Source organism: Propionivibrio sp., assembly GCF_016790145.1.
Classification (GTDB): domain Bacteria; phylum Pseudomonadota; class Gammaproteobacteria; order Burkholderiales; family Rhodocyclaceae; genus Propionivibrio.
On the sequence record NZ_JAEUOI010000076.1, the window covers coordinates 1 to 21821 of the forward strand.

General features: G+C 58.8%; 26 protein-coding genes. 13 read left to right on the forward strand and 13 right to left on the reverse strand.

Annotated features, from left to right (window positions below; genetic code table 11):
- The 5 genes from tgt to JNM42_RS06690 all read left to right on the forward strand — a co-directional run.
- On the forward strand, window positions 1-924 hold a 924-nt coding region (tgt, locus tag JNM42_RS06670; RefSeq protein WP_294267901.1), incomplete at its 5' end, for a tRNA guanosine(34) transglycosylase Tgt.
- A gap of 105 nt (window positions 925-1029) precedes the next feature.
- A complete protein-coding gene (gene yajC / locus JNM42_RS06675) occupies window positions 1030-1308 on the forward strand; it encodes a preprotein translocase subunit YajC (protein ID WP_366504416.1) in 279 nt (92 codons plus the stop codon).
- Window positions 1309-1399: 91 nt separating this feature from the next.
- Window positions 1400-3280 (forward strand): protein translocase subunit SecD, encoded by a 1881-nt coding sequence (gene secD, locus JNM42_RS06680; RefSeq protein ID WP_294267903.1) that lies wholly within the window; start codon window positions 1400-1402, stop codon window positions 3278-3280.
- 12 nt (window positions 3281-3292) lie between these two features.
- On the forward strand, window positions 3293-4237 hold the full coding sequence (gene secF / locus JNM42_RS06685; protein ID WP_294267904.1) for a protein translocase subunit SecF: 945 nt from the start codon (window positions 3293-3295) through the stop codon (window positions 4235-4237).
- A gap of 108 nt (window positions 4238-4345) precedes the next feature.
- Entirely contained in the window at window positions 4346-5701 is a 1356-nt protein-coding gene (locus JNM42_RS06690; RefSeq protein WP_294267905.1) for an anaerobic C4-dicarboxylate transporter, read from the forward strand.
- A gap of 87 nt (window positions 5702-5788) precedes the next feature.
- On the opposite strand, the gene JNM42_RS06695 is transcribed toward JNM42_RS06690, so the two are convergent.
- From JNM42_RS06695 to purB, 3 genes are read right to left on the reverse strand one after another with little or no spacing between them, the layout of a single operon-like run.
- Complete coding sequence (locus tag JNM42_RS06695) at window positions 5789-6109, reverse strand: DUF2322 family protein (protein ID WP_294267906.1); 321 nt, start codon at window positions 6107-6109, stop codon at window positions 5789-5791.
- A 31-nt stretch (window positions 6110-6140) separates the two neighbouring features.
- Entirely contained in the window at window positions 6141-6437 is a 297-nt protein-coding gene (locus JNM42_RS06700) for a hypothetical protein (RefSeq protein WP_294267907.1), read from the reverse strand.
- Window positions 6434-7810 carry an adenylosuccinate lyase gene (purB, locus tag JNM42_RS06705; protein WP_294267908.1) on the reverse strand — a complete coding sequence of 459 codons (1377 nt, stop codon included), beginning with the start codon at window positions 7808-7810 and terminating at the stop codon, window positions 6434-6436. The genes JNM42_RS06700 and purB overlap by 4 nt, the downstream gene beginning before the upstream one ends.
- Window positions 7811-7915: 105 nt before the next feature.
- On the opposite strand from purB, the gene JNM42_RS06710 reads away from it, so the two are divergent.
- The gene (locus JNM42_RS06710; RefSeq protein WP_294267909.1) at window positions 7916-8524 is read left to right on the forward strand and encodes a glutathione S-transferase; all 609 of its coding nucleotides are present in this window, start codon (window positions 7916-7918) and stop codon (window positions 8522-8524) included.
- Between the two features lie 178 nt (window positions 8525-8702).
- On the opposite strand, the gene JNM42_RS06715 is transcribed toward JNM42_RS06710, so the two are convergent.
- Together JNM42_RS06715 and JNM42_RS06720 are read right to left on the reverse strand one after the other, a co-directional pair.
- Window positions 8703-9182, reverse strand: a complete 480-nt coding sequence (locus tag JNM42_RS06715) for a diguanylate cyclase (protein ID WP_294267910.1) — start codon at window positions 9180-9182, stop codon at window positions 8703-8705.
- Window positions 9183-9419: 237 nt separating this feature from the next.
- A complete protein-coding gene (locus tag JNM42_RS06720; RefSeq protein ID WP_294267911.1) occupies window positions 9420-10157 on the reverse strand; it encodes an SDR family oxidoreductase in 738 nt (245 codons plus the stop codon).
- Here JNM42_RS06720 and JNM42_RS06725 point away from each other — a divergent pair.
- Complete coding sequence (locus JNM42_RS06725; protein ID WP_294267912.1) at window positions 10156-10296, forward strand: hypothetical protein; 141 nt, start codon at window positions 10156-10158, stop codon at window positions 10294-10296. The genes JNM42_RS06720 and JNM42_RS06725 overlap by 2 nt on opposite strands.
- A gap of 60 nt (window positions 10297-10356) precedes the next feature.
- Here the strand turns inward: JNM42_RS06725 and JNM42_RS06730 are convergent, their stop codons facing one another.
- Genes JNM42_RS06730 through JNM42_RS06750 form a run of 5 tightly spaced genes read right to left on the reverse strand, consistent with a single transcriptional unit; the run spans window position 10357 to window position 14735 of the window.
- Window positions 10357-11649 carry an FAD-binding oxidoreductase gene (locus JNM42_RS06730; RefSeq protein WP_294267913.1) on the reverse strand — a complete coding sequence of 431 codons (1293 nt, stop codon included), beginning with the start codon at window positions 11647-11649 and terminating at the stop codon, window positions 10357-10359.
- 1 nt (window position 11650) lies between these two features.
- Window positions 11651-12592 (reverse strand): lysylphosphatidylglycerol synthase transmembrane domain-containing protein, encoded by a 942-nt coding sequence (locus JNM42_RS06735; RefSeq protein WP_294267914.1) that lies wholly within the window; start codon window positions 12590-12592, stop codon window positions 11651-11653.
- A gap of 25 nt (window positions 12593-12617) precedes the next feature.
- On the reverse strand, window positions 12618-13730 hold the full coding sequence (gene mnmA / locus JNM42_RS06740) for a tRNA 2-thiouridine(34) synthase MnmA (protein ID WP_294267915.1): 1113 nt from the start codon (window positions 13728-13730) through the stop codon (window positions 12618-12620).
- Window positions 13717-14292, reverse strand: a complete 576-nt coding sequence (locus JNM42_RS06745; RefSeq protein WP_294267916.1) for a hypothetical protein — start codon at window positions 14290-14292, stop codon at window positions 13717-13719. The genes mnmA and JNM42_RS06745 overlap by 14 nt, the downstream gene beginning before the upstream one ends.
- Window positions 14289-14735, reverse strand: coding sequence for an NUDIX hydrolase (locus JNM42_RS06750; protein ID WP_294267917.1), 447 nt, complete (start codon window positions 14733-14735; stop codon window positions 14289-14291). Before JNM42_RS06750 ends, JNM42_RS06745 begins: the two co-directional genes overlap by 4 nt.
- Before the next feature lie 103 nt (window positions 14736-14838).
- Here JNM42_RS06750 and JNM42_RS06755 point away from each other — a divergent pair, with 103 nt between their 5' ends.
- The 5 genes from JNM42_RS06755 (at window position 14839) to JNM42_RS06775 (ending at window position 18560) form a co-directional block, all read left to right on the forward strand.
- Window positions 14839-15759, forward strand: coding sequence for a branched-chain amino acid transaminase (locus tag JNM42_RS06755; RefSeq protein WP_294267918.1), 921 nt, complete (start codon window positions 14839-14841; stop codon window positions 15757-15759).
- 85 nt (window positions 15760-15844) lie between these two features.
- Complete coding sequence (locus JNM42_RS06760; RefSeq protein WP_294267919.1) at window positions 15845-16039, forward strand: zinc-finger domain-containing protein; 195 nt, start codon at window positions 15845-15847, stop codon at window positions 16037-16039.
- A gap of 105 nt (window positions 16040-16144) precedes the next feature.
- Window positions 16145-17149: a lipopolysaccharide heptosyltransferase II gene (waaF, locus tag JNM42_RS06765; RefSeq protein WP_294267920.1), complete on the forward strand. Its 1005-nt coding sequence runs from the start codon at window positions 16145-16147 to the stop codon at window positions 17147-17149.
- Window positions 17146-17589 carry a nuclear transport factor 2 family protein gene (locus JNM42_RS06770; RefSeq protein ID WP_294267921.1) on the forward strand — a complete coding sequence of 148 codons (444 nt, stop codon included), beginning with the start codon at window positions 17146-17148 and terminating at the stop codon, window positions 17587-17589. Before waaF ends, JNM42_RS06770 begins: the two co-directional genes overlap by 4 nt.
- Window positions 17586-18560 carry a hydrolase gene (locus JNM42_RS06775; RefSeq protein ID WP_366504415.1) on the forward strand — a complete coding sequence of 325 codons (975 nt, stop codon included), beginning with the start codon at window positions 17586-17588 and terminating at the stop codon, window positions 18558-18560. The genes JNM42_RS06770 and JNM42_RS06775 overlap by 4 nt, the downstream gene beginning before the upstream one ends.
- 377 nt (window positions 18561-18937) lie before the next feature.
- Here the strand turns inward: JNM42_RS06775 and JNM42_RS06780 are convergent, their stop codons facing one another.
- Window positions 18938-19060: a PEP-CTERM sorting domain-containing protein gene (locus tag JNM42_RS06780; protein ID WP_294267922.1), complete on the reverse strand. Its 123-nt coding sequence runs from the start codon at window positions 19058-19060 to the stop codon at window positions 18938-18940.
- 169 nt (window positions 19061-19229) lie between these two features.
- On the opposite strand from JNM42_RS06780, the gene JNM42_RS06785 reads away from it, so the two are divergent.
- Window positions 19230-19421, forward strand: a complete 192-nt coding sequence (locus tag JNM42_RS06785) for a hypothetical protein (RefSeq protein ID WP_294267923.1) — start codon at window positions 19230-19232, stop codon at window positions 19419-19421.
- Between the two features lie 92 nt (window positions 19422-19513).
- Here the strand turns inward: JNM42_RS06785 and JNM42_RS06790 are convergent, their stop codons facing one another.
- On the reverse strand, window positions 19514-20206 hold the full coding sequence (locus tag JNM42_RS06790) for a PEP-CTERM sorting domain-containing protein (protein ID WP_294267924.1): 693 nt from the start codon (window positions 20204-20206) through the stop codon (window positions 19514-19516).
- A gap of 450 nt (window positions 20207-20656) precedes the next feature.
- Complete coding sequence (locus JNM42_RS06795) at window positions 20657-21271, reverse strand: FxDxF family PEP-CTERM protein (RefSeq protein WP_294267925.1); 615 nt, start codon at window positions 21269-21271, stop codon at window positions 20657-20659.
- Window positions 21272-21821: the final 550 nt, after the last annotated feature.

The following is a 21821-nucleotide window of genomic DNA, read 5'->3' on the forward strand; positions in this document are numbered from 1 at the left end:
CTGGAGGCCATCGCCGCGCACGGCGGTCTGCACCGCTTCATGGGCTGGAACGGCCCGCTGCTTACCGACTCCGGCGGCTTCCAGGTTTTCTCGCTCGGTGCTCTGCGCAAAATATCGGAAGAAGGCGTCAAATTCTCATCGCCGATCAACGGCGACAAGCTCTTCCTGACACCCGAGGAATCGATGCGAATTCAGCACGTTCTGAATTCCGACATCGTGATGATCTTCGACGAATGCACGCCCTACCCTGCCAGCCTCGACGCCGCCGCCCAATCGATGCGCCTCTCGCTGCGCTGGGCGCAACGTTCGCGCGACGAGCACAACGCGTTGGGCAACAGCAACGCCCTGTTCGGCATCGTGCAGGGCGGCATGTACGAGGAACTGCGCGACGAATCGCTGGCCGGCCTCGCCGCCATCGGGTTCGACGGCTTTGCCATCGGCGGTCTTTCGGTCGGCGAGCCCAAGGAGGAAATGTCGCGTATTCTCTCCCATACCGCACCGCGCCTGCCGCAAGACAAGGCACGTTATCTGATGGGCGTCGGCACGCCGGAAGACCTGGTGAATGCGGTACAGGCCGGAATCGACATGTTCGATTGTGTGATGCCAACGCGCAACGCACGCAACGGCCATCTGTTTACCCGCTACGGCGATATCAAGATCAAGAACGCGCATCACAAGAACGATCCGCGCCCACTCGACGCAAGCTGCACGTGCTACACCTGCCGCAACTTCTCGCGCGCCTACCTGCACCACCTGCACCGCGTCGGCGAAATCCTCGGCGCTCAACTCAATACCCTGCACAACCTGCACTTCTACCAGACGCTGATGCATGAACTGCGCGAGGCCATTGCCACCGGCAAACTGGCCGAAACAGTGGCCCGCTTTCACTCCGGACGCGGCGAACAGGCCAGAGTGATACAATAGCCCGCTAAATTTCTGACACCTTCCCATATTTTTACCCAGGAGACATCTGTGCTGATCAGTAACGCTTTTGCTCAAACCGCTGCAACGACTGCCGCCGCCGGCCCGATGGATAGCGTCATGCAGTTTCTGCCGATCATCCTGATGTTCGCCGTACTCTATTTCCTGATGGTCCGGCCTCAGATGAAAAAGGCCAAGGAACACAAGGCACTGCTTGATGCGCTGGCCAAGGGCGACGAAGTCGTCACCCAGGGTGGTCTGGCTGGCCGCCTGACCAAGGTCGGCGATGACTTCGTAACGCTCGCCATAACCGATAACGTCGAGATCCAGATGCAGAAACCAGCCATTACGCTGGTCCTGCCCAAAGGCACGCTCAAAAGTCAGTGAGGCGGCTCGACCGAGGAGTCAGGAGTAAAACCCTGCGCTGGCTGCTCACTTTGATCTCTTCACTGCTCACTCTTTACTTCCCACTGTCCACATGAACCGCTATCCGCTCTGGAAATACATCCTCGTCGCCTTCGCGCTGGTGATTGGCTTCATCTACACCCTGCCGAACTTCTTTGGCGAGTCACCTGCCGTTCAGGTGTCGAGCACCAAGGCCACGCTCAAGGTCGATCTGAAGACGCTGGAACGTGTCGAAAGCACGCTTAACGCCGCCGGGGTCGAAAGCAAGGGAACCTTCCTCGACAGCAACGGCGTCAAGGTTCGCCTGCAAGACACCGACACCCAGCTCAAGGCCAAGGATCTGCTGGAAAAGCAGTTCAACCCCGACGTCAGCGACCCGCAGTATGTCATCGCCCTGAACCTGCTCTCGAGTTCGCCGCAATGGCTGACCCGACTCGGCGCACTGCCGATGTACCTCGGTCTCGACCTGCGTGGCGGCGTGCATTTCCTGCTGCAGGTTGACATGAAGGGGGCGCTGACCAAGCGACTCGACTCGATCAGTGCCGATCTGCGCAGCCTGATGCGCGACAAGACGATTCGCCACGGCGGCATCGGCCGGGAAGGTGAGCGCATCGTCATTCGCTTCCGCGATGAGGAAACGCGCAGCAAGGCGCGCCTCGCGCTGGACGATAATCAACCCGATCTGTTGCTTGCCGATCAGGGCGAAGGCACCGATCTCAAGCTGGTCGCCACGCTCAAACCGGCGGCAATGAAGCGTATCCAGGAATTTGCCCTCAAGCAGAACATGGGCACCCTGCATAACCGCATCAACGAACTCGGCGTTGCCGAGCCGGTCATCGCCCAGCAGGGCATCGACCGCATCGTTGTCCAGTTGCCGGGCGTGCAGGACACGGCCAAGGCCAAGGATATTCTTGGTCGCACGGCAACGCTGGAAATCCGCATGGTCGACGACAGCCCGGGCGCGCTGGAAGCCGCCATCGCCGGCCAGGTGCCGTTCGGCACCGAGCTTTACGTCGAGCGCGGCGGCAGGCCACTGCTGGTCAAGAAGCAGGTGGTTTTGACCGGCGACCGACTGACCGACGCCCAGCCCGGTTTCGACAATCAAACCCATGAACCGGCGGTACACCTCAGCCTCGACTCGGCCGGATCGCGAATTTTCAAGGAAATCACGCGTGAGAACGTCGGCAAGCGCATGGCGATCCTGCTCATCGAAAAGGGTAAGGGCGAGGTCGTGACAGCACCGGTGATCCGCACTGAAATCGGTGGCGGACGCGTCCAGATTTCCGGCAGCATGAGCACCATGGAAGCCAACGACACGGCGCTGCTGCTGCGTTCCGGCTCGCTCGCCGCACCGATGGAGATCATCGAAGAACGCACCATCGGTCCGAGCCTCGGTGCCGACAACATTCAGAAGGGTTTCCAGTCGACGATGTGGGGCTTCGCCGCCATTGCCGTCTTCATGATCGCCTACTACATGCTGTTCGGCCTGGTCTCGGTCATTTGCCTGGCCGCCAACCTGCTTTTTCTGGTCGCCCTGCTTTCGCTGCTGCAGGCCACGCTGACGCTGCCGGGGATCGCCGCCATCGCGCTGGCACTGGGTATGGCGATCGACGCCAACGTGCTGATCAACGAGCGCATCCGCGAAGAACTGCGTAACGGGTCGACGCCGCAGGCCGCCATCCACACCGGTTATGAACGCGCCTTCGGCACCATTCTCGACTCGAACATCACCACGCTGATCGCCGGTATCGCGCTGCTGGTCTTTGGTTCCGGCCCGATACGCGGCTTCGCCGTGGTGCACTGTCTGGGCATCCTGACTTCGTTGTTCTCCGCCGTGGTCGTCTCGCGGGCACTGATCAACCTGATCTACGGCCGTCGCCGCAAGCTTGAATCGCTTTCGATCGGCCAGATCTGGAAACCGGGCAACAGCGCCAAAGCGGCACCCGCCAAATAAGGACGTACTCAGATGGAATTTTTCCGCATCAAGAAGGACATCCCCTTCATGCGCCATGCGCTGGTGTTCAACGTCATTTCCTTGCTCACCTTCCTGCTCGCCGTTTTCTTTCTGTTCAGTCGCGGACTGCACCTGTCAGTCGAATTCACCGGCGGCACGCTGATTGAGGTCAACTACACACAGGCGGCCAATCTGGAACAGATTCGCGAAGGGCTCGGCCGCGCCGGCTATACCGATATCGCCGTGCAGAACTTCGGCTCCAGCCAGGATGTGATGATTCGCCTGCCGCTCAGGAGCGAGCAGAACACCGCCAGGATCGGCGAATCGGTGATGACGGCGCTTAACGCCGAAGCGCCTGGCGCCACGTTGCGCCGCGTCGAATTCGTCGGCCCGCAGGTCGGCAAGGAACTCGCCGAGAACGGCGCCATGGCCTTGCTTCTGGTTGTCGTCGGCATCGTGCTTTACCTGGCCATGCGTTTCGAGTGGCGATTCTCGGTGTCGGCCATCATCGCCAACCTGCACGACGTTATCATCATTCTTGGTTTCTTTGCCTTCTTCCAGTGGGAGTTCTCACTTTCGGTTCTGGCGGCGGTGCTGGCCGTGCTCGGTTACTCGGTCAACGAATCGGTCGTCGTCTTCGACCGTGTGCGCGAAACGTTCAAGAAGGTGCGCGGCCTGACGACACCGCAAGTGCTTGACCACGCCATCACCAGCACCATCTCGCGCACCATCATCACGCACGGCTCGACGCAGCTCATGGTGCTGTCCATGCTGCTTTTCGGTGGAGCAACGCTGCACTACTTCGCGCTGGCACTGACCATCGGCATCTGCTTCGGAATTTACTCCTCGGTCCTCGTCGCCAGCCCGCTGGTCATGTGGCTGGGCGTCTCGCGCGAGCACTTCATCAAACCCAAGAAGCAGATCGAGGGTGCCAACGAGGACGGCGCAGTCGTCTGAACATGGGTTCGGATAATTGTTAAGCCCCGCTGAACTGCTGGAAGCTGCAAGTTGACACTACCTGTCAGTCTAGAAGACACTTGAGGCAAATCAAGAGGGGGCTGCAAAATGGATATCAGCATCGTTCTCGAGTTTCTCGTCATCCTGTTCTGTCTGCTGGTCGGCGCGCACTATGGCGGCTTCGCGCTGGGTCTGATCGGCGGTGTTGGCGTGCTGATTTTCACCTTTGTCTTCCACCTGCAACCCGGCAAGCCGCCAATTGACGTTTTGCTCACCATCATGGCGGTACTCGGCTGTGCCTCGGTGCTGCAGACTGCCGGCGGGCTCAACGTGATGATGCGCTTTGCCGAGAAAATCCTTCGTCGTCATCCGAAGCAGATTACCCTGCTGGCACCCCTGACGACCTGGTCGCTGACCGTGATGTGCGGCACCGGCCACGTGGTCTACACCATGTTCCCGATCATCTACGACATCGCCATCAAGAAGGGAATCCGCCCCGAGCGACCGATGGCGGTGGCGTCGATCGCCTCGCAGATCGGCATCTGCGCCTCACCGGTATCGGTAGCCGTGGTGTCGATGGTGGCCATTCTCGGCAGATCCCAAGGCATCGACGGACACCCGGTCAGCCTCATCGAAGTACTCTCCGTCGGCATGCCGGCGACGCTGTGCGGTGTCATTGTTGCCGCGCTGTGGAGCATGCGTCGCGGCAAGGATCTGGACAAAGATCCCGTATTTCAGGCCAAGCTGCAGGACCCCGAGCAAAAGGCCTACATCTACGGCGAATCATCCACCCTGCTCGACAAGGTCTTCCCGAAGGAAGCCTACTGGGCCACCTGGATATTCTTTGCAGCCATCGGCGCCGTTGTCCTGCTCGGCGCTTTTCCCGGGCTGCGTCCTGTGCTCGGTGAAGTCGGCAAGGCCAAACCGCTGTCGATGAATCTGGCCATCCAGATGATGATGCTCAGTGCCGGCGCGGTCATCCTCATGTTCTGCAAGGTACGCCCGCAGGAAATCCCCAACGGGACGGTATTCAAGGCCGGCATGGTCGCCGTGATTTCCATCTTCGGCGTCGCCTGGATGGCCGATACCGTTTTCGAGGCGCATTTCGAGCTGCTCAAGAACTCGCTGGCCGGAGTCGTCGCCACGCAGCCCTGGACCTACGCCATTGTCCTGTTCATTGTTTCAAAGCTGGTCAACAGCCAGGCGGCGGCCATCGCGGCCATTGCGCCGATTGGCGTCAGTCTTGGGGTCGACCCGAAGATCATGGTCGCCTTCCTGCCGGCGGCTTACGGCTACTTCATCCTGCCGACCTATGCCAGCGATCTGGCCTGCATCGGTTTTGACCGCTCCGGCACAACACGCATCGGCAAGTTCGTCATCAACCACAGCTTCATCATTCCTGGCCTGATCGGCGTCGGAACGGGTTGCCTGGTGGGCTGGCTGATTGTCAAAGCGCTGTTCTGACTGCCGCTGCCCAGGATAAAAAGGTGCTTCTGCCTGTCGGTGCCAGTACCTGGTTTTTTTGCAGCATGGCTCAAGAAGATTGAATACTCAAAACGCAAACACGTGTTTGATGCGCAGCGTTTTCTTCTCCTCGAGCAAGGCCAACAGCCGGTCAATATTGGGATGCTTTCCCGGATGCGCCCGCGCATCGTCCGTGTGCTCGGCAAAGAGTTCGAGCCCCTTTCTCGCCGCATCCGGAGTAATGGCGCCGAAAGTCTGCGCCAGATGGTTATAGACGGCCAGCGAGCCCTGGCTTCCCGTCTTGTTCTCGATGGCAACGAGCACATTCCCTTCGGCATCAAGCAGATTGATCGCTGCCAGATGAGAAATACCCGGTAACTTCTTCAGATTCAAAGCAAATTGCGACACGAATTGCGCTCCTGTTTATGCTGTTGGCTGATCATGACTTGCCGCGTTGATGAAGCACTCCCCAGATCACCCCCGTCGTCACACAGGCCACCACCACGCCCAGGGTCAACTCCCAGGTAGCATTGTCCGGACCGACCAGTGAAGAATACACGGCGGCGACAATGCCGCCGACCATGAGACCAACAATCGCGCCGATGTATGCGCCGCGCATGAGCGCGCCCTGATGACCGTCGTCACCGCAACAATACGGGCAATGCAGCGAGCCCTTCGGCAATTCTCGCTCGCAAGAAGGACAGACCACGTGCTGCGCAGCGGGCTCGTCGATCATATCCGCCTCGCCAGTTCAGCGGCTTTGCCGGTGTAAGTCCACGGTGTCAGTTCGAGCAGTTCGGCCTTGGCCGGGGCCGGGATTTCCAGCCCCTGCACGAAGGCCTGAATACCTTCGCGGGAAATGTGCTTACCGCGGGTCAGCTCCTTGAGTTTTTCATAGGGGTTGGCGATGCCGTAACGGCGCATCACCGTCTGGATCGGCTCGGCGAGAAGTTCCCAGTTGGCATCAAGATCGTCATGCAGGCACTCGGGGTTGGCTTCGAGCTTGTTCAGACCGCGCAGCAACGAGTCATAAGCAAGCAGGGTATAACCCAGAGCGACGCCCATATTGCGTAGCACGGTGGAATCGGTCAGGTCACGCTGCCAGCGCGAGACCGGCAGCTTTTCGGAGAGATGCCTGAGCAAGGCGTTGGCCAGTCCGAGATTGCCTTCGGAATTCTCGAAGTCGATCGGATTGACCTTGTGCGGCATGGTCGATGAACCGATCTCGCCGGCCTTGAGCTTCTGCTTGAAGAAACCAAGCGAGATATAGCCCCAGACGTCGCGATCAAGATCGAGCAGGATGGTGTTAACCCGGGCAAAGGCGTCGAACAGCTCGGCCATGGCGTCATGCGGTTCGATCTGGATGGTATAAGGGTTGAATTCGAGACCGAGGCTTTCGACAAAACGCCGGGCAAAACCCTCCCAATCGTAACCCGGATAGGCAGCGAGGTGCGCGTTGTAGTTGCCGACGGCACCATTGATCTTGCCGAGCAGGCTGACCGCGGCGATGCGCGACCGAGCACGCTCAAGGCGATAGACGACGTTGGCCATTTCCTTGCCGAGGGTAGTCGGTGTGGCGGGCTGGCCGTGGGTGCGCGACATCATGGGCTGAGCGGCATGCTCATGCGCGAGATCGCGCAGGCGCGCCACCAGACTGTCGAGCATCGGAAGCAACGTCTCGTCGCGTGCCGCCTTCAGCATCAGGGCATGCGCGAGATTGTTGATATCCTCTGACGTGCATGCAAAGTGGATGAACTCCGCAACCCGCATCACCTCGGCATTGTTTGCCAACTGCTGCCTGATCCAGTATTCCAGCGCCTTGACGTCGTGGTTGGTGACCGCCTCGATGGCCTTGACCCCGGCCGCCTGTTGCGGATCAAATCCGGCGAGCAATTGATCCAGGGCCGCCACGGTCATCGGCGAAAATGCCGGAATCTCGGTGAAAAGAGGCTCGGCAGCCAGCGCCTTGAGCCATTCGATCTCGACGTGCAAACGACGGCGGATCAGGCCGAATTCAGAAAACTGCGCGCGCAGCGCATCGACCTTGGCGGCATAACGGCCGTCAAGTGGCGACAGTGATGTCAGGGCACTCAAAGTCATTGAACTCATCCTTTTCGGTTAGCTTTCTATTTTACCCGTCCGGCAAAATCTCCAGCGAACTGATCGCGTTTGGAATGCTATAATTTGGCCAAATATTTCTTCAACAGGTAGCCAATGAAGCTTATCGGATCACTCACCAGCCCCTACGTCCGCAAGGTGCGCATCGTTCTGGCCGAAAAGAAAATCGATTACGATTTCGTGCTTGACTCCCCCTGGACTGCTGAATCGAATATTCCGGATATCAATCCGCTCGGCAAGATCCCGGTTCTGGTGCTTGACGACGAGACGGTACTGTTTGATTCGCGGGTCATCAGCGAATACCTCGACAATGTTGCTCCGAACAACAAGCTGATGCCCGCGCCAAACCGCGAGCGGACCGAAGTCAAGCGCTGGGAAGCTCTCGCTGACGGCATTTGCGATGCCGCCGCACTGGCATTTCTGGAGAAAAAACGTCCTGCCAAACAGCAAAGCGCCGACTGGATCGAGCGTCAGGAAAACAAGATTCTGCGCAGCCTCGACTACATGGCCGACCAGCTTGGCGAAAACAACTGGTGCATGGGTTCGCACTTCACAATGGCTGAAATCGCATCAGGTTGCGCACTTGGCTACCTTGCCTTCCGCTTCCCCGAGATCGACTGGAGTGTTAAGCACCCCAACCTCGCCCGCCTTTATGCCAAATTGATGCAGCGAGCGGCATTTGCCGACACCGTTCCGCAGGGCTGATTGGTTTATCAAGTGCGGCCCGCAGGGATCACCGTCCGGCCTGCAGAAATGCCAATACCGTTGGCAACAAGCCGAAAGCAGGTCGTCCGCTCACAGCGCTTTGTCTTCCCTAACGGCCTGTTCGAAAAGATCGCAACTCAGGCTGCAAGCTTTCCAGTGAGCATTTTGCCAACAACGACTAGTTCGATAGCGAGGCATGCTCCCAACGGAAAGCAATCTGCCTGTTGTTTTTAAGATACTCGAGCAGCCTGGCCGGCGTCAACAGGGCGGAGTTGCCGAGCAACTCCGGATTGGGGATGTTGAATATGGCTAGGTCGCGGTCGACGATATCCAGGCCATTGTCCGATGCCAGTTCGACAAGCTGTGTCACTCTTTCAGTCAGAGATTGCGGAGAGGTATAGGGCACCAGAATCCAGAAGTCATTGCCGTCGCGGGCGACCAGATCGGTTTTGCGGAAAGCTTGCCTCAATTGTTTCGCGAGATGGCATAGCATATCCAGAGCCTGTTTTGCCCCGTAAGTGTTACCCAGTGATTCCCTGTTGTGAAAACAGACGTTGATCAACCCGAAGTTCAAGGCCTCTGGGTTGCGCTCGTGAAGAGCCATCAGCCACTCCAGCGTGATCATGAAACGATCATGGGCATCGATTTCTTCTTGCATAAAAAGACCTTATGGTTATTGCCTCAATGGCTGCAATCTAGCACCTAAGCCGTCAAGGGGGCAAGCTGAGAGATTGTCGTCATGGTGCGCATCCGCCGTCGGGCCGGCTGAGTACCTGTCGACCTGTTCTTTGGCGATCAACTAAATGACATCAGGGCAATCCTGGCATTCACTCTTTCATGTATGCCGGTCGCTCTGGTGCCAACCGGCTCGCATTTCAACTGCAACGAGACTCGCTTACAAGGAAAGGCGCTTGAACACCCGCTCCGGGATGTGCCGGATGAGGGCCATGATCAGGTACCAGAATCCGGGCAGATAGACTTCATCGCTTTTCCTGTCGATTGCGCGCACGATGCCGCGCGCGATGCTTGCCGGTTTTGCCCACAGCGCACTCTTGCTGAACGCCTTCGTCATCGGCGTATCGACGAAGCCCGGCTTGATCGTCAGCACGTGCACGCCCTTCCTGACCAGACGATTGCGCAGGCCCTGCAGGAAGAGACTGACCATACCTTTTGCCGCACCATAAACGTAATTGCTCTGCCGGCCACGATCACCGGCAACCGAACTGATGACGGCCAGGCTTCCCCGGCCCTGCGCCTCGAACTTTTCACCCAGCCGTGTAGCCAGCGCAATGACCGACAGTCCGTTGTTTTCGATTTCCCTGAGCGTCAGATCGACCGATGCTTCGCACGCCTTCTGGTCTGGCAACGAACCATGGGCGATGAGCGCGACGTCCAACCCGCCGATGGCCAGTTCGGCCGCGTCGAGCATGGCCCTATGCGCCGGGATGTCGCAGGCATCCATCACGAAACTACCCACCGCAGCGGCTCCGCGCACGCGCAAATCGGCGGCAATGACTTCGAGCCGATCGGCCCGGCGCCCGACCAGAAACAGCGCATCCCCCCGCGCCGCCCACAGCCGCGCCGTTGCCTCGGCGATGGCCGAAGTCGCACCAACGATCAGGATTCTCTGCATGAAACCACTCCTAAAACTGCTGATCGGTAAAGTTCAAGTGCTCAACCACCAGGATGCCCAGCAGGAAATCCCCTTGTGGGATACCAAGTTCACCAAGGGGCACCAAGAAAAGCCAGGTTTTCTGTTTTTTTCTTGGTGAATCTTTGTGTTCTTGGTGTCTTGGTGGTGAAGCTTTTTCAATTCCTTTTAACTGCACTGACTAACAAGGCAGAACCCGCCGCGCGAAACCGGATGAAAACTTTGGATCAATATACGGCATGAATTCGCTCAGGCGCGGCGTGCTGCGCTGGAAAAACTCGCCGCTCATGCGTGCATCCTTGGCCGCGTAGAGACGGCCACGGGCGGCTCCGACCATGGCATCGAGACGTTCAAAGAGCGCCAGTGTCGGAGCGCCCCGATTCGGGAAATCAAGCGCCAGCGTGACGCCCGGCATCGGGAAAGACAGCAGGCCAGGACTGGGCAGATGGCCAAAGGTTTTCAGTACGGCGAGAAAGGACCCCTGCCCGCTCGTCGCAATACAGCGCAGGATGTCGCCCAGCAGCTCACGCGCAGCCATCGGCAAAACGAACTGGTACTGGTAAAAACCCTTCCGGCCGTACAGCCGGTTCCAGTGCGCGACGGCGTCGAGCGGGTAGAAGAACGGCTCGTAATGCACCACTGCTTTCGCCGGCAAGGGTCGATGATAATAGGCCTGATTGAAGGCGCGCAAGGACACCCCATTGACCAGCGAAAAGGGCCAGTCCGCTGGCAGCGTCAGCGGCAAGTTCCCAGGCTTCCTGGGCGGGAGCGCCAGGTCGCTGGCGGCCACGTGATCGCCGGCCACGAAGATACCGCGCGGCGTTGCGGCCAGGCAGTCGATCCACGCCACCGTGTAGTCGTGACTGGCCTCGGCCGTGGCGTTGAGCGAAAAAAATTCATCGAGCCCGTTAAAGCGGAAGTTCTCAACGGCGACGCCAACGCCGGCAATCCGCTTCAAATCCATTTCGACCCAGGTAATCAGGCCGGTCAGCCCCAGCCCGCCAATCGTCGCCGCGAACCAGTCTGCATTTTCGCCGGGCGAACAAAGGCAGCGGGAGCCGTCGGAACGCAACAGTTCGAAGCGCCGTACATGACATCCGAACGTCCCGGCGCCGTGGTGGTTCTTGCCGTGCACGTCATTGGCTATGGCACCGCCGACGGTGACAAACCGTGTTCCCGGCGTCACCGGCAGAAACCAGCCGCGCGGCACAAAAACATCGAGAATATCGGAGAGCAGGACGCCGGCTTCACAGCTCAGCACGCCGCTGGCCTCGTCAAAGGCGATGAAACGATCCATGCCGCGCGTGTGCAGCAGGGTGGCGCCGCCGTTCAGACAGACATCGCCATAACTGCGTCCATTGCCATAGGCCAGCAGGCTGCCGTCAAGCTGGGGCAGCGTCGCCGTCCGCTCAGCCCACCAGCGTTCGTCAACGGCCGGATCGCCAGGTAACTGCCCCCATGAACGCAGTGTCATATCAGCGTGTCCTGGTCACGAAAATCGCACCCAGCCCGACCGCAAACCACAGTGTCGCCAGTCGGCAGATCAGCGTCGCCGTGACCGCCGCCGGCTCGGGGAAACCATTCATTACCAGCAGGCCGATCATGACCGCCTCGCTGCTGCCGAGGCCACCGGGAAGAAAGGAAAGCCCGCCGACCAGCATGGCAAAAGCATAGATGAAGACCGCCGTCGTCAGCGGCAAGGGATGCCCGAGCGCAGCAAGCAGCCACCAGAAGCCGAAGCCTTCGGCGAACCAGGCAAGGACCCCGATCGCCAGCCCCATCGCCATCGCCGTCAATGAAAAACAGCGGCGAAAATGCAGGATGATCTCGCATAATTTAACGACCAGACTCGCCCATTTCTGCGCGAGTGTTGCGGCCCACTGGTCGATTGCCGTGATCAACGCCGTCCACTGCACCAGTACCAGGAAAACAAGGACAGCGGCCAGCGCCAGCCCGACCACCGGTCGCGCCGGGGAATATGCCCACAACCCGACGGCGGTGAGTACGAGTATGGCCAGCAGATCGCTGACCCGCTCGGCGAAGAAGGCAGCCAGACTGGCGGGCGCCGGCACGCCATGCGGCTTGAGTAACAGTGAACGCAGCGTCTCGCCGAGCTTGCCGGGGCTGGTGGTCAGAGCAAAGCCGGAGAAATAAACCGCAAGGTTGATGCGCCAGGGCACCGGTGCGTCAAGCAGTGCCAGGTAACGCGCCCAGCGCAGAAAACGCAGCAGGTAATTGCAGAGCGATAGCGCCAGCAGCCCGATCAGGACAAACGGGCCGACCTGAACGACAGCCGCCACCACCTCCCGCCAGCCTGCCCACAGCGAAAGCCCAAGATAGCCAAGCGCTGCCAGCGCAACGCTCCACAGCACGGCACGCAGGGGCAGCTTTTGGGCAATGAAGGAGTTCAAATGCAAGCGCTTTCAAAGCGGTTTCCAATTCTCAAACGATCACCCCCCCGCCCAGACACACCCGGCTCTCGTAGACCACCACCGATTGCCCCGGCGTTACCGCCCACTGAGGTTCGGCAAACTTGATATAGCAGGAATCGGCATCGATGCGCTCGATCTCGCACGCCGCATCGGCCTGCCGGTAGCGTGTCTTGGCGCCATAGACCCAGTGCGTATGCGGCCTTTCGCCCGAGATCCACGACAACTGTCCGGCGCTCAGATCATCGACCAGAAGTGCGGGGTGGGAATGACCCTGCACCACGTAGAGCACATTGTTGGCCATATCCTTCCCGGCCACGAACCAGGCATCATGATCGCCGGTGGCGCTGCCTTTGCCGCCTTTCACGCCGCCGATATGCAGGCCCTTGCGCTGACCGAGGGTGTGATAGCTCAGGCCATCGTGCTCGCCAAGTACCCGATTGTCGTCAAGGCAGCGGATCTCGCCCTGTTTCGGCGGCAGATAGCGCATCAGGAATTCCTTGAACGGTCGCTCGCCGATAAAACAGATACCGGTTGAATCCTTCTTCAGCGCGACATGCAGTCCGGCGGCTTCGGCCATCCTGCGCACATCACGCTTATATCGATCGGCCAGCGGAAACAGCGTCCTCGAGAGTTGCTGCTGGTTCAGTCGATAGAGGAAATAACTCTGATCCTTGCTGCCGTCCTCGGCCTTGAGCAACTGGAAAGCGCCATCCGACTCGCGCACGCCGGCGTAATGACCGGTGGCGATCTTTTCTGCCCCCATCTGCAGTGCATGATCGAGGAAGGCACGAAACTTGATTTCGGAGTTGCACAACACATCCGGATTCGGCGTTCGCCCGGCCTGGTATTCCTTGAGAAATTCGGCGAACACACGCTCCCGGTACTCGCTGGAGAAATTCACCACCTCGACATCGATGCCGATCTTGTCGGCGACGCTCATTACATCGAGCAGATCCTGGCGCGACGAACAGTACTCGTCGCTGTCGTCGTCCTCCCAGTTCTTCATGAACAGGCCGACCACGTTCCATCCCTGCTGCTTCAGGAGCAGTGCTGCTATCGAGGAATCGACACCGCCGGACAAGCCGACGACCACCGTCCTGCCATGATTCTCATTCGCTGCCATTCGGACTTTCTCCCGCCTGCCAGTTGGCCAGCGGCATCACCGCGGCCGGCTGGCCATTATCAAAAAACCAGCTATCCACCACATAACGCCCAGGCGGCGCGCCCTCTGCCGCCGGTGCCGCTTGTTCACTTTCCTCGATCAACGCCGCAAAGTGGTCAAAGATCAGTAAACGATGCCGCAGTACGGGCTCAAGCACCCGGTTATAGCGCAGCATTCCCTGGCTCTCCATCATTCGCAGCAGTCGCGTCGTCGTTGTCGAGTGGTCAATGCAATCCATCCTGCCGTACACCGCGTCGTCGGCGTAGTTGCCACCCCGATCCGCCGAAATCGGCGACTGTTCACCCGCCCAGCCAAGCAGCCGACCGACGGCGACGCTGATCGCCGCCCGCTCCTGCGCCGCGTCCTGCGCCTCGCCGAGAAGCAAACCCAGTTCACGCAACTGCTCGTCGCTGAAGACCACCTCCGTCTGTGTCAGGCAACCATAGTTGAAGCAGACGGAAATCCGTTCCGCCGCCCCGGCAGTCAATGCGCAGAGCAGCAGGAAGCCGCCGAGCCACCTCATGTGTAATGCGTGATCAAATCCAGCGGATAACGCTTGCCGGCCAGCCAGTCCTCGATGCAGCGCAGGATCAGCGGGCTGCGGTGGCGGTCTTCAAGCGCACGAATTTCGTCAAACGTCAGCCAGCGCGCGGCGATGATCCCCTCGTCAAGCGGGCGCTGCGCATCGTGGCCGGTGATCTCGCCGGCGAAAGCAAAACGCAGGTAGGTGACATCCCTCGCCTCGTTGCGCCAGTTATAGACGCCGACCAGATACTGCGGAACGAAACGGTAACCCGTTTCTTCCAGCGCCTCGCGGATCACCGCATCGGTCAGCGACTCCCGGCATTCAAGATGTCCCGCCGGCTGGTTGAAACGTATCCCCTCGTCGGTTTCTTCTTCAACGAGCAGAAATTTTCCCTCGCGTTCCAGAACGGCAGCGACGGTAACATTGGGTTTCCAGGTCATATTGAGCTTGCGGGCGATGCAAAGCGCCTATTTTACCGCCAACCGGGGGGCAAAATCGGCTAGAATTTCCCTTTTGAAATTTGCGGCAGACGGAGAGAAAACCATGTCCATGGCGGATCGCGACGGATTCATATGGCACGACGGCAAAATGGTGCCGTGGCGCGAGGCTACGACACACGTACTGACCCACACCCTGCACTATGGCATGGGCGTCTTCGAGGGAATTCGTGCTTACAAGGCCGAAAAAGGCACCGCCATTTTCCGCCTCGGGGATCACACCGATCGCCTGTTCAACTCGGCGCATATTTTCCAGATGAAGATGCCGTTCGATAAAGCCACGCTGATCGAAGCGCAAAAGGAAGTCGTGCGCGCCAACCAGCTCGAGTCCTGCTATATCCGCCCGATCGTCTTCTATGGTTCCGAAGCCATGGGCATCGCCGCCACCGCGATCAGCACGCACATCGCCGTTGCGGCCTGGCCGTGGGGTGCCTACCTGGGAGCCGAAGGCATGGAAAAGGGCATCCGCGTCAAGACCTCCTCGTTCACCCGCCATCACGTCAACATCAACATGTGCCGCTCCAAATCGGTCGGCACCTACACCAACTCGATCCTGGCGCACCAGGAAGTCGCGCACGACGGCTACGACGAGGCGCTGCTGCTCGACGTCGACGGCTACGTCGCCGAAGGGGCCGGCGAGAACGTCTTCATCGTCAAGAACGGCAAACTGTACACACCGGACCTGACGTCCTGCCTCGAAGGCATCACGCGGGCCTCGGTGTTGACGCTGGCCGACGAACTCGGCATCCAGGTCATCGAGAAGCGCATCACGCGCGACGAAGTCTATTGTGCCGACGAAGCCTTTTTTACCGGCACTGCCGCTGAAGTCACGCCGATCCGCGAACTCGACAACCGCCAGATCGGCGCCGGTCATCGCGGCCCGATCACCACCCGGATCCAGGGTCTGTTCTTCGACTGCGTCAATGGCAGGGTAGCGGCGCATGAAGACTGGCTCACTTATGTATAGCCAAACTCGCAGGTCGGATCAGGCCGCCAGGCAATGACCGGACCTGCCTGACATCGTTTAATTTAAGATCGCAAGGTTCCGCATCATGGTCGAAAATACAGTATCGAAGCCCATCGCAATCACCGCGCATGACCTGCCGCTGCACTGCCCGCTGCCCGACGCACCGCTCTGGGCACGCCATCCACGTGTTTTCCTGGACGTTACCCATACCGGCGAAGCGGTCTGCCCCTATTGCAGTGCACACTATGTCTTCAAGGGCGAAATGCCCAAGGGGCATTGAATCAGTGAGGAGTCAGGAGTAAGGAGTGAAGAGTAACCCGGCAGCCGGAGGGACGATTTGACTCCTCACTCCTCACTCCCCACCCCTCACACCTTGAAAGCACTGGTGGTCGCTCCCGCCTGGATCGGCGATACCGTCATGGCGCAAGCGCTGTTCGGGCGACTGCATCAGCACACGCCGGGGCTGCAGCTCGACGCGCTGGCGCCGCGCTGGGTGGCACCCGTACTGCAACGCATGCCGGAGATCGGTCAGATCATCGACAGCCCCTTCATCCATGGCGAGCTTTCACTCACGGCGCGTTACCGTCTGGCGCGCCAGGTGGCACTAGCCGGTTATCAGCGCGCCTACATCCTGCCCAATTCGCTCAAGTCGGCGTTCATTCCCTTCTTTGCCGGCATCCCGGAACGTATCGGCTTTACCGGTGAAGCCCGCTACGCACTGATCAACCGTCGCCACACTCTGGACCCAATCGCGCTGCCGCAAATGGCCGATCGCTTCGCACAACTCGCCGAACCCGTCGGTGCGCTGCTGCTACGACCTCTCGCGCTACCGCGCCTGGCCTCAAGCACCGATCAGCAAGCCGCGACGCTCGCTGTACTCGGCATCAAGCGACCGGAAAAAGTGGCTGTTTTCTGCCCCGGCGCCGAATACGGCCCGGCCAAGCGCTGGCCGGCACGTCATTTCGCCACGCTGGCCGATCAACTGGCCAGTCGCGGTTACGCCATCTGGTTACTCGGCTCGGCGAAAGACAAGGCAGTTGGCGACGACATCGTCGGCCTGGCCACCGCGGCCCCGGCGCCGGTGAACCTCTGCGGCCGCACCTCGCTGACGCAGGCCATCGACCTGATCGCCACATCGACGTTTGTCGTCTGCAACGATTCCGGTCTGATGCATGTCGCCGCCGCGCTCGATCGGCCACTGGTCGCCGTTTACGGATCCTCATCACCCGGTTTTACGCCGCCGCTCTCGCCACGCGCAACAATAATCAGCCTCAATCTCGATTGCAGCCCCTGTTTCAAGCGCGAGTGTCCGCTTGGGCACCTCGACTGCCTGAACAAAATTGAGCCACAACGTGTGCTTGATGCCTGCTTGGCGGGAACTGCCGCATGAGTGTCATTTTCACCAGCGCCGAAGACGCCGAGCAGGCCTTTTATGAGGCCATTGGCCGCGGCGATCTCGACGCCCTGATGAGTGTCTGGGCCGACGACGAGGAAATCGTCTGCATTCACCCGACCGGGCAATACCTGCGTGGCCCACTGGCCATCCGCGATAGCTGGCGCAGCATATTCGCCAGCAATTCCCGCCTCACCGTACACGTCAAGCGCAGCGTATGCTGGAAAGGCCTGCTGATCGCCGTCCATAGCGTTGTTGAAACGCTCTACCTCGGTGACGAGCCGACACCGCACGGACCGATGCTGTCGACCAACGTCTTTCAGCGGGGCGCCAACGGCTGGCGCCTGCTCTCGCACCACGCTTCGGCATCCGCCGATCCCGGCAGTGCAGAAACCGGCAGCGCGCCGCAAGCCGCACCGCTGCGCACCCTGCATTGATCGCCTACCAGGCCCCGAAGTGGCTCCCCGGCGGCCACCTGCAGACCATCTACCCGCTGCTCATCAAACCCGTCCCGCACCCCTACCGGCGACAGCGCTGGGAAACGCCGGACCAGGACTTCATCGACCTCGACTGGAACGAAGCCGCTGTTTGCGATGCGGACAGCCCGCACAGGCCAATCGTCGTGCTGTTTCATGGACTTGAAGGCAGTTCCAACAGCCATTATGCGCGAGCCCTGATGCAGCGGCTGACCGACATCGGCTGGGGTGGCGTGGTCATCCATTTCCGTGGCTGCTCCGGCGAACCCAACCGGCTGCCGCGCGCCTACCACTCGGGCGACAGCGAAGAGATCGAGTGGATACTGCAGCGCCTCAGGCAACAGTATCCGCAACGAACACTCTACGCCGTCGGCGTCTCGCTCGGTGGCAATGCCCTGCTCAAATGGCTGGGCGAGCGCGCGTCCGCCGCCACCCGCTATATCAGCGGCGCCGCCGCGATCAGCGCACCGCTCGACCTCGCCGCCTGCGGCCACCAACTGGCGCGCGGATTCAACCGCGTCTATACGCAGCATTTTCTACAAACGCTCAAACAAGGCGCTGCGGCCAAACTGCTGCGCTTTCCCGGCTTGTTTGACGAACGCCGCATGCGCGAAGCCGCCACCCTTTACCAGTTCGACGACGTGGTCACCGGCCCGCTGCACGGCTTTGCCGGCGCCGACGACTACTGGCGACGCGCGTCAAGCAAACCCTGGCTGAACAGAATCCGCCTGCCGACGCTGGTGCTCAACGCGCAGAACGACCCGTTCCTGCCATCGCATGCACTACCGAGCAGCGATCAGGTTGCCGCTGCAGTGAAACTCGACTACCCGCGCGAAGGTGGACACGTCGGCTTTGTTAGCGGCAGCCTTCCCGGAAGACTTGACTGGCTACCGGATCGTCTGCTGCATTTCTTTCAGCATGAGGTGGGATAGTGGATCACGTTTTGCAGGCAAGCGGTGAATGCGGATCGTCAACGAAAAAGCCCGCCGCAAAAGCGACAGTCTAATTAAGCTGTAATGACCTCCATAGCAGGTCTTCTTGACGTGGCTTCGCACGTTGCGTAAAACAATCAAAAACCGGTCTGTCGTCAGATTGCGACATGAAATAAGTACATTAAACTAACATTATGATTCGTTTATGTTTTATATGTCGCCAAAAACAGACATCAAAAGCTCATCTACGCTTCTTAACGCGCTTTGTTCACCCCTTCAAGCCAAACTGAGCCGCCGAGTTCACTGAGCAGATGAAAATGTTAGGTAAAAAAAAATTGCTGTAAGCAAGCTTTTTTACCGACGCGGATTTCAGAGAATCAGACGCCGTTGTCCTTGCTCCGGCGACGTGCTATGGCGCCCATGATGCCTAGCCCAGCCAGGAACAGCGCATAGCTTTCGGGCTCGGGAACAGCCGTAACCGAGATGGCGCCATTGAACAAACCGCCTGGTTTCCCAGTTGTTTGACGAACGTCTCATGCGCGAAGCCGCCACCCTTTACCAGTTCGACGACGTCGTCACCGGACCGCTGCACGGCTTTGCCGGCGCCGACGACTACGGCGACGCGCGTCAAGCAAACCCTGGCTGAACAGCATCCGCCTGCCGACGCTGGTGCTCAACGCGCTGAACGACCCGTTCCTGCCGTCCCGTGCGCTACCGAGCAGCGACCAGGTTGCCGCCGCAGTGAAACTCGACTACCCGCGCGAAGGCGGGCATGTCGGTTTTGTGAGCGGCAGCTTTCCCGGAAGACTCGACTGGCTTCCGGATCGTCTGCTGCATTTATTTCAGCATGAAGTGGGGTAACGGTTTGGTTGTTGCAGGCAAGCGGTGAATGCGGTACGTCAACGAAAAAGCCCGTCGCCAGGGCGACGGGCTGATGATTGAGTGAAATCAAGTTACTTCTGAATGGTCCGGCGCCGACGTGCAATGGCACCCATCACCCCCAGACCTGCCAGCAGCATGGCATAGGTCTCGGGTTCGGGAACCGGTACGGCCGTGAAGCTGAACTCGATCTTGTTCTGCGGCTGGGCAATGATGCTCGAGTAGATACCACCGCTGGCTGAGAGCGCCAGGGAGGCATTACTGACAGCAATGCTGGTGAAACTTCCGAGCGGCAGGGTCGCCGATTCAGCGAAATAGCCGCTGTTGGAGCCCGGGACACTTAATGTTTGAGTCCACGAAACCAGGTGGCCATTGATGTTGATCGGCGCGCCGCCGTTGACCGACACATCACCATAAGCCAGGATGCCTGTCGTGGCACCACCGACCTCGGTGTACACCAGATTACCCAGAAAAGCATTGAAACCACCGCTCAGTGTATAGCCCGCATTGGGTGTGAGCGTAAACGACGGCAGCGTGACAAATTTAACTTCGGTGGATCCAAAACTGACCACACTGGCATCGGGTGAGAAGTTCCAGGAGAAGCCATAGGAATTGCCGGAAGAGCTGAACGAACTTGCCAGGAAACCAAAGGTGGTCGTCTCGTCATAGCTCAGGGTATAGGGACCAGCGTCAAAAATTGTCGTGGCCGAGGCAGCCGACACACCGGCCATGAGGGAAAGTGCAACAACAACAGGTTTGAGTTTCATGTCAGTTCCTCACAAAATGAGACTTGCTTGAATAATTGGGAAAGGATGACTGATCGTAAGTGACGAATTGCAGCTCGTCAATAGTCCGAATGGACTAATGAGCACCATTCGTCCGATGAATTATGGTTTATGCATATAAAATGCGTATGGGAACCCAAGGACTGTGAAGCTTGCATTTGATGAATCGACAGACGAGTACAACAGGGTCACTCGCGAAGTGGTTTCGCTCTTCGGAACCGCATGAGACGTTTCGGAACAAGTGCTGGCGGAGCCAACCTGAGTCAGTGCAAAGCCCGGCAATCGACGGCAAGTCCCTTCAACGTGTCCCTTGGACAGGGTAGCGCCTTGTGGGCTTACTGAACTACCGGATTTCCTGACCAGATGGCAAATTCCGGCCGAAAAAAAGGCTTGCTGAACGCAAGCCTTTTTTGGCGAAGCCGGTATCAGAGATCAGGCAGCGTTGGCCTTGCTCCGGCGACGTGCTATGGCGCCCATGATGCCAAGCCCCGCCAGGAACAGTGCATAGCTTTCGGGTTCGGGAACAGCCGTCACCGATATGGCGCCGTTGTACAAACCGCCAATGGTTCCGGATGTAATGCCTGCTACGTAGAGATAGTAATTCCCCGCTGCAAGTGTGCCGAAAGAGAGATTCAATTTCTTGATATCACCCGCAACGCTTGCACCAAGTAAAACATCGTCACCGCTACCAACAATCCCGTCAGGACTTGAGACAAGGGCGAATGTGGCCAACTGGGTAACGAAATAAGGTTTGACATCAAAAGCAATAACGCTATAGCCGGAACCACTATTGACCGGTAGCGAAAATGTGAAAGTATCGTCGAAAGTGGCGCTGAGAGCAGTGCCGTTAAAAGCCAGCGGAACCCCTACAGTAGCAGCTCCTAGGTCAGTATTGGTTGCATTGGCGGTAAGGGCAGCACCGGACAATAGTGACAAAGCAATCGCTTTTCTGGCAAATGATCTGATATTCATGGTAATTACTCCATCGGTAAAAAAGGGAAACATCGCGTAACTTGTTGTCACATTTTCATTCTGCTTAGCGTTCATTAACGTGTCAATAGTCCATTTGGACTAATGCCATTAATTGGTAGAGCAGAAAACAAAACGAAATTGACATTAAAAGGTTGGCAGGAATACGCGTTTTTTAAAAAAAACACGAAACCGGCGCCAAAACAGCCAGGCTAGCGCTCCAACCTCCCTGAATCATAGAGCAATAACCGTACCATTCTCTTCATTATTTTTGCAGTTTATTGAATTAAATGAATAAACCGTATATACCCAAGCAGTTGCCTCAGGTTTTTACCTGCAGAGTGTAAAATTTTTCGACAGGAACCTGGTCTCGATACAGCACCGAAAGTGAGCACCGCGTCACGCTACGGCACCGAAAGGGGGCGCCGAGTCGCCATTTCAAGCCATGTTATCGCCAGATCATGCCAACGCTCGCTGCTCGGAGCAACAGCGTGATTCAGTAAGTAACGTTGGTAGCGAACAAGGACATGGGAACGCCTTGCGGGCAAAACGAACAACGAACGGCCGGCAGTTTCGCTCCTTCACGTGAATGACAAACCCTGGGTTTGCTCGATTTTCCGATTTCATC

Coding starts and splice junctions, on each gene's coding strand:
- JNM42_RS06750 (WP_294267917.1), bottom strand. CDS start 14,735: ATGACCTGGAAACCCAATGTTACCGTCGCTGCCGTTCTGGAACGCGAG.
- secD (WP_294267903.1), top strand. CDS start 1,400: ATGAACCGCTATCCGCTCTGGAAATACATCCTCGTCGCCTTCGCGCTG.
- JNM42_RS06730 (WP_294267913.1), bottom strand. CDS start 11,649: ATGACACTGCGTTCATGGGGGCAGTTACCTGGCGATCCGGCCGTTGAC.
- purB (WP_294267908.1), bottom strand. CDS start 7,810: ATGAGTTCAATGACTTTGAGTGCCCTGACATCACTGTCGCCACTTGAC.
- yajC (WP_366504416.1), top strand. CDS start 1,030: ATGGATAGCGTCATGCAGTTTCTGCCGATCATCCTGATGTTCGCCGTA.
- JNM42_RS06770 (WP_294267921.1), top strand. CDS start 17,146: ATGAGTGTCATTTTCACCAGCGCCGAAGACGCCGAGCAGGCCTTTTAT.
- JNM42_RS06745 (WP_294267916.1), bottom strand. CDS start 14,292: ATGAGGTGGCTCGGCGGCTTCCTGCTGCTCTGCGCATTGACTGCCGGG.
- JNM42_RS06710 (WP_294267909.1), top strand. CDS start 7,916: ATGAAGCTTATCGGATCACTCACCAGCCCCTACGTCCGCAAGGTGCGC.
- JNM42_RS06700 (WP_294267907.1), bottom strand. CDS start 6,437: ATGATCGACGAGCCCGCTGCGCAGCACGTGGTCTGTCCTTCTTGCGAG.
- JNM42_RS06790 (WP_294267924.1), bottom strand. CDS start 20,206: ATGAAACTCAAACCTGTTGTTGTTGCACTTTCCCTCATGGCCGGTGTG.
- mnmA (WP_294267915.1), bottom strand. CDS start 13,730: ATGGCAGCGAATGAGAATCATGGCAGGACGGTGGTCGTCGGCTTGTCC.
- JNM42_RS06795 (WP_294267925.1), bottom strand. CDS start 21,271: ATGAACGCTAAGCAGAATGAAAATGTGACAACAAGTTACGCGATGTTT.
- JNM42_RS06725 (WP_294267912.1), top strand. CDS start 10,156: ATGAAACCACTCCTAAAACTGCTGATCGGTAAAGTTCAAGTGCTCAAC.
- JNM42_RS06690 (WP_294267905.1), top strand. CDS start 4,346: ATGGATATCAGCATCGTTCTCGAGTTTCTCGTCATCCTGTTCTGTCTG.
- secF (WP_294267904.1), top strand. CDS start 3,293: ATGGAATTTTTCCGCATCAAGAAGGACATCCCCTTCATGCGCCATGCG.
- JNM42_RS06755 (WP_294267918.1), top strand. CDS start 14,839: ATGTCCATGGCGGATCGCGACGGATTCATATGGCACGACGGCAAAATG.
- JNM42_RS06715 (WP_294267910.1), bottom strand. CDS start 9,182: ATGCAAGAAGAAATCGATGCCCATGATCGTTTCATGATCACGCTGGAG.
- JNM42_RS06720 (WP_294267911.1), bottom strand. CDS start 10,157: ATGCAGAGAATCCTGATCGTTGGTGCGACTTCGGCCATCGCCGAGGCA.
- JNM42_RS06760 (WP_294267919.1), top strand. CDS start 15,845: ATGGTCGAAAATACAGTATCGAAGCCCATCGCAATCACCGCGCATGAC.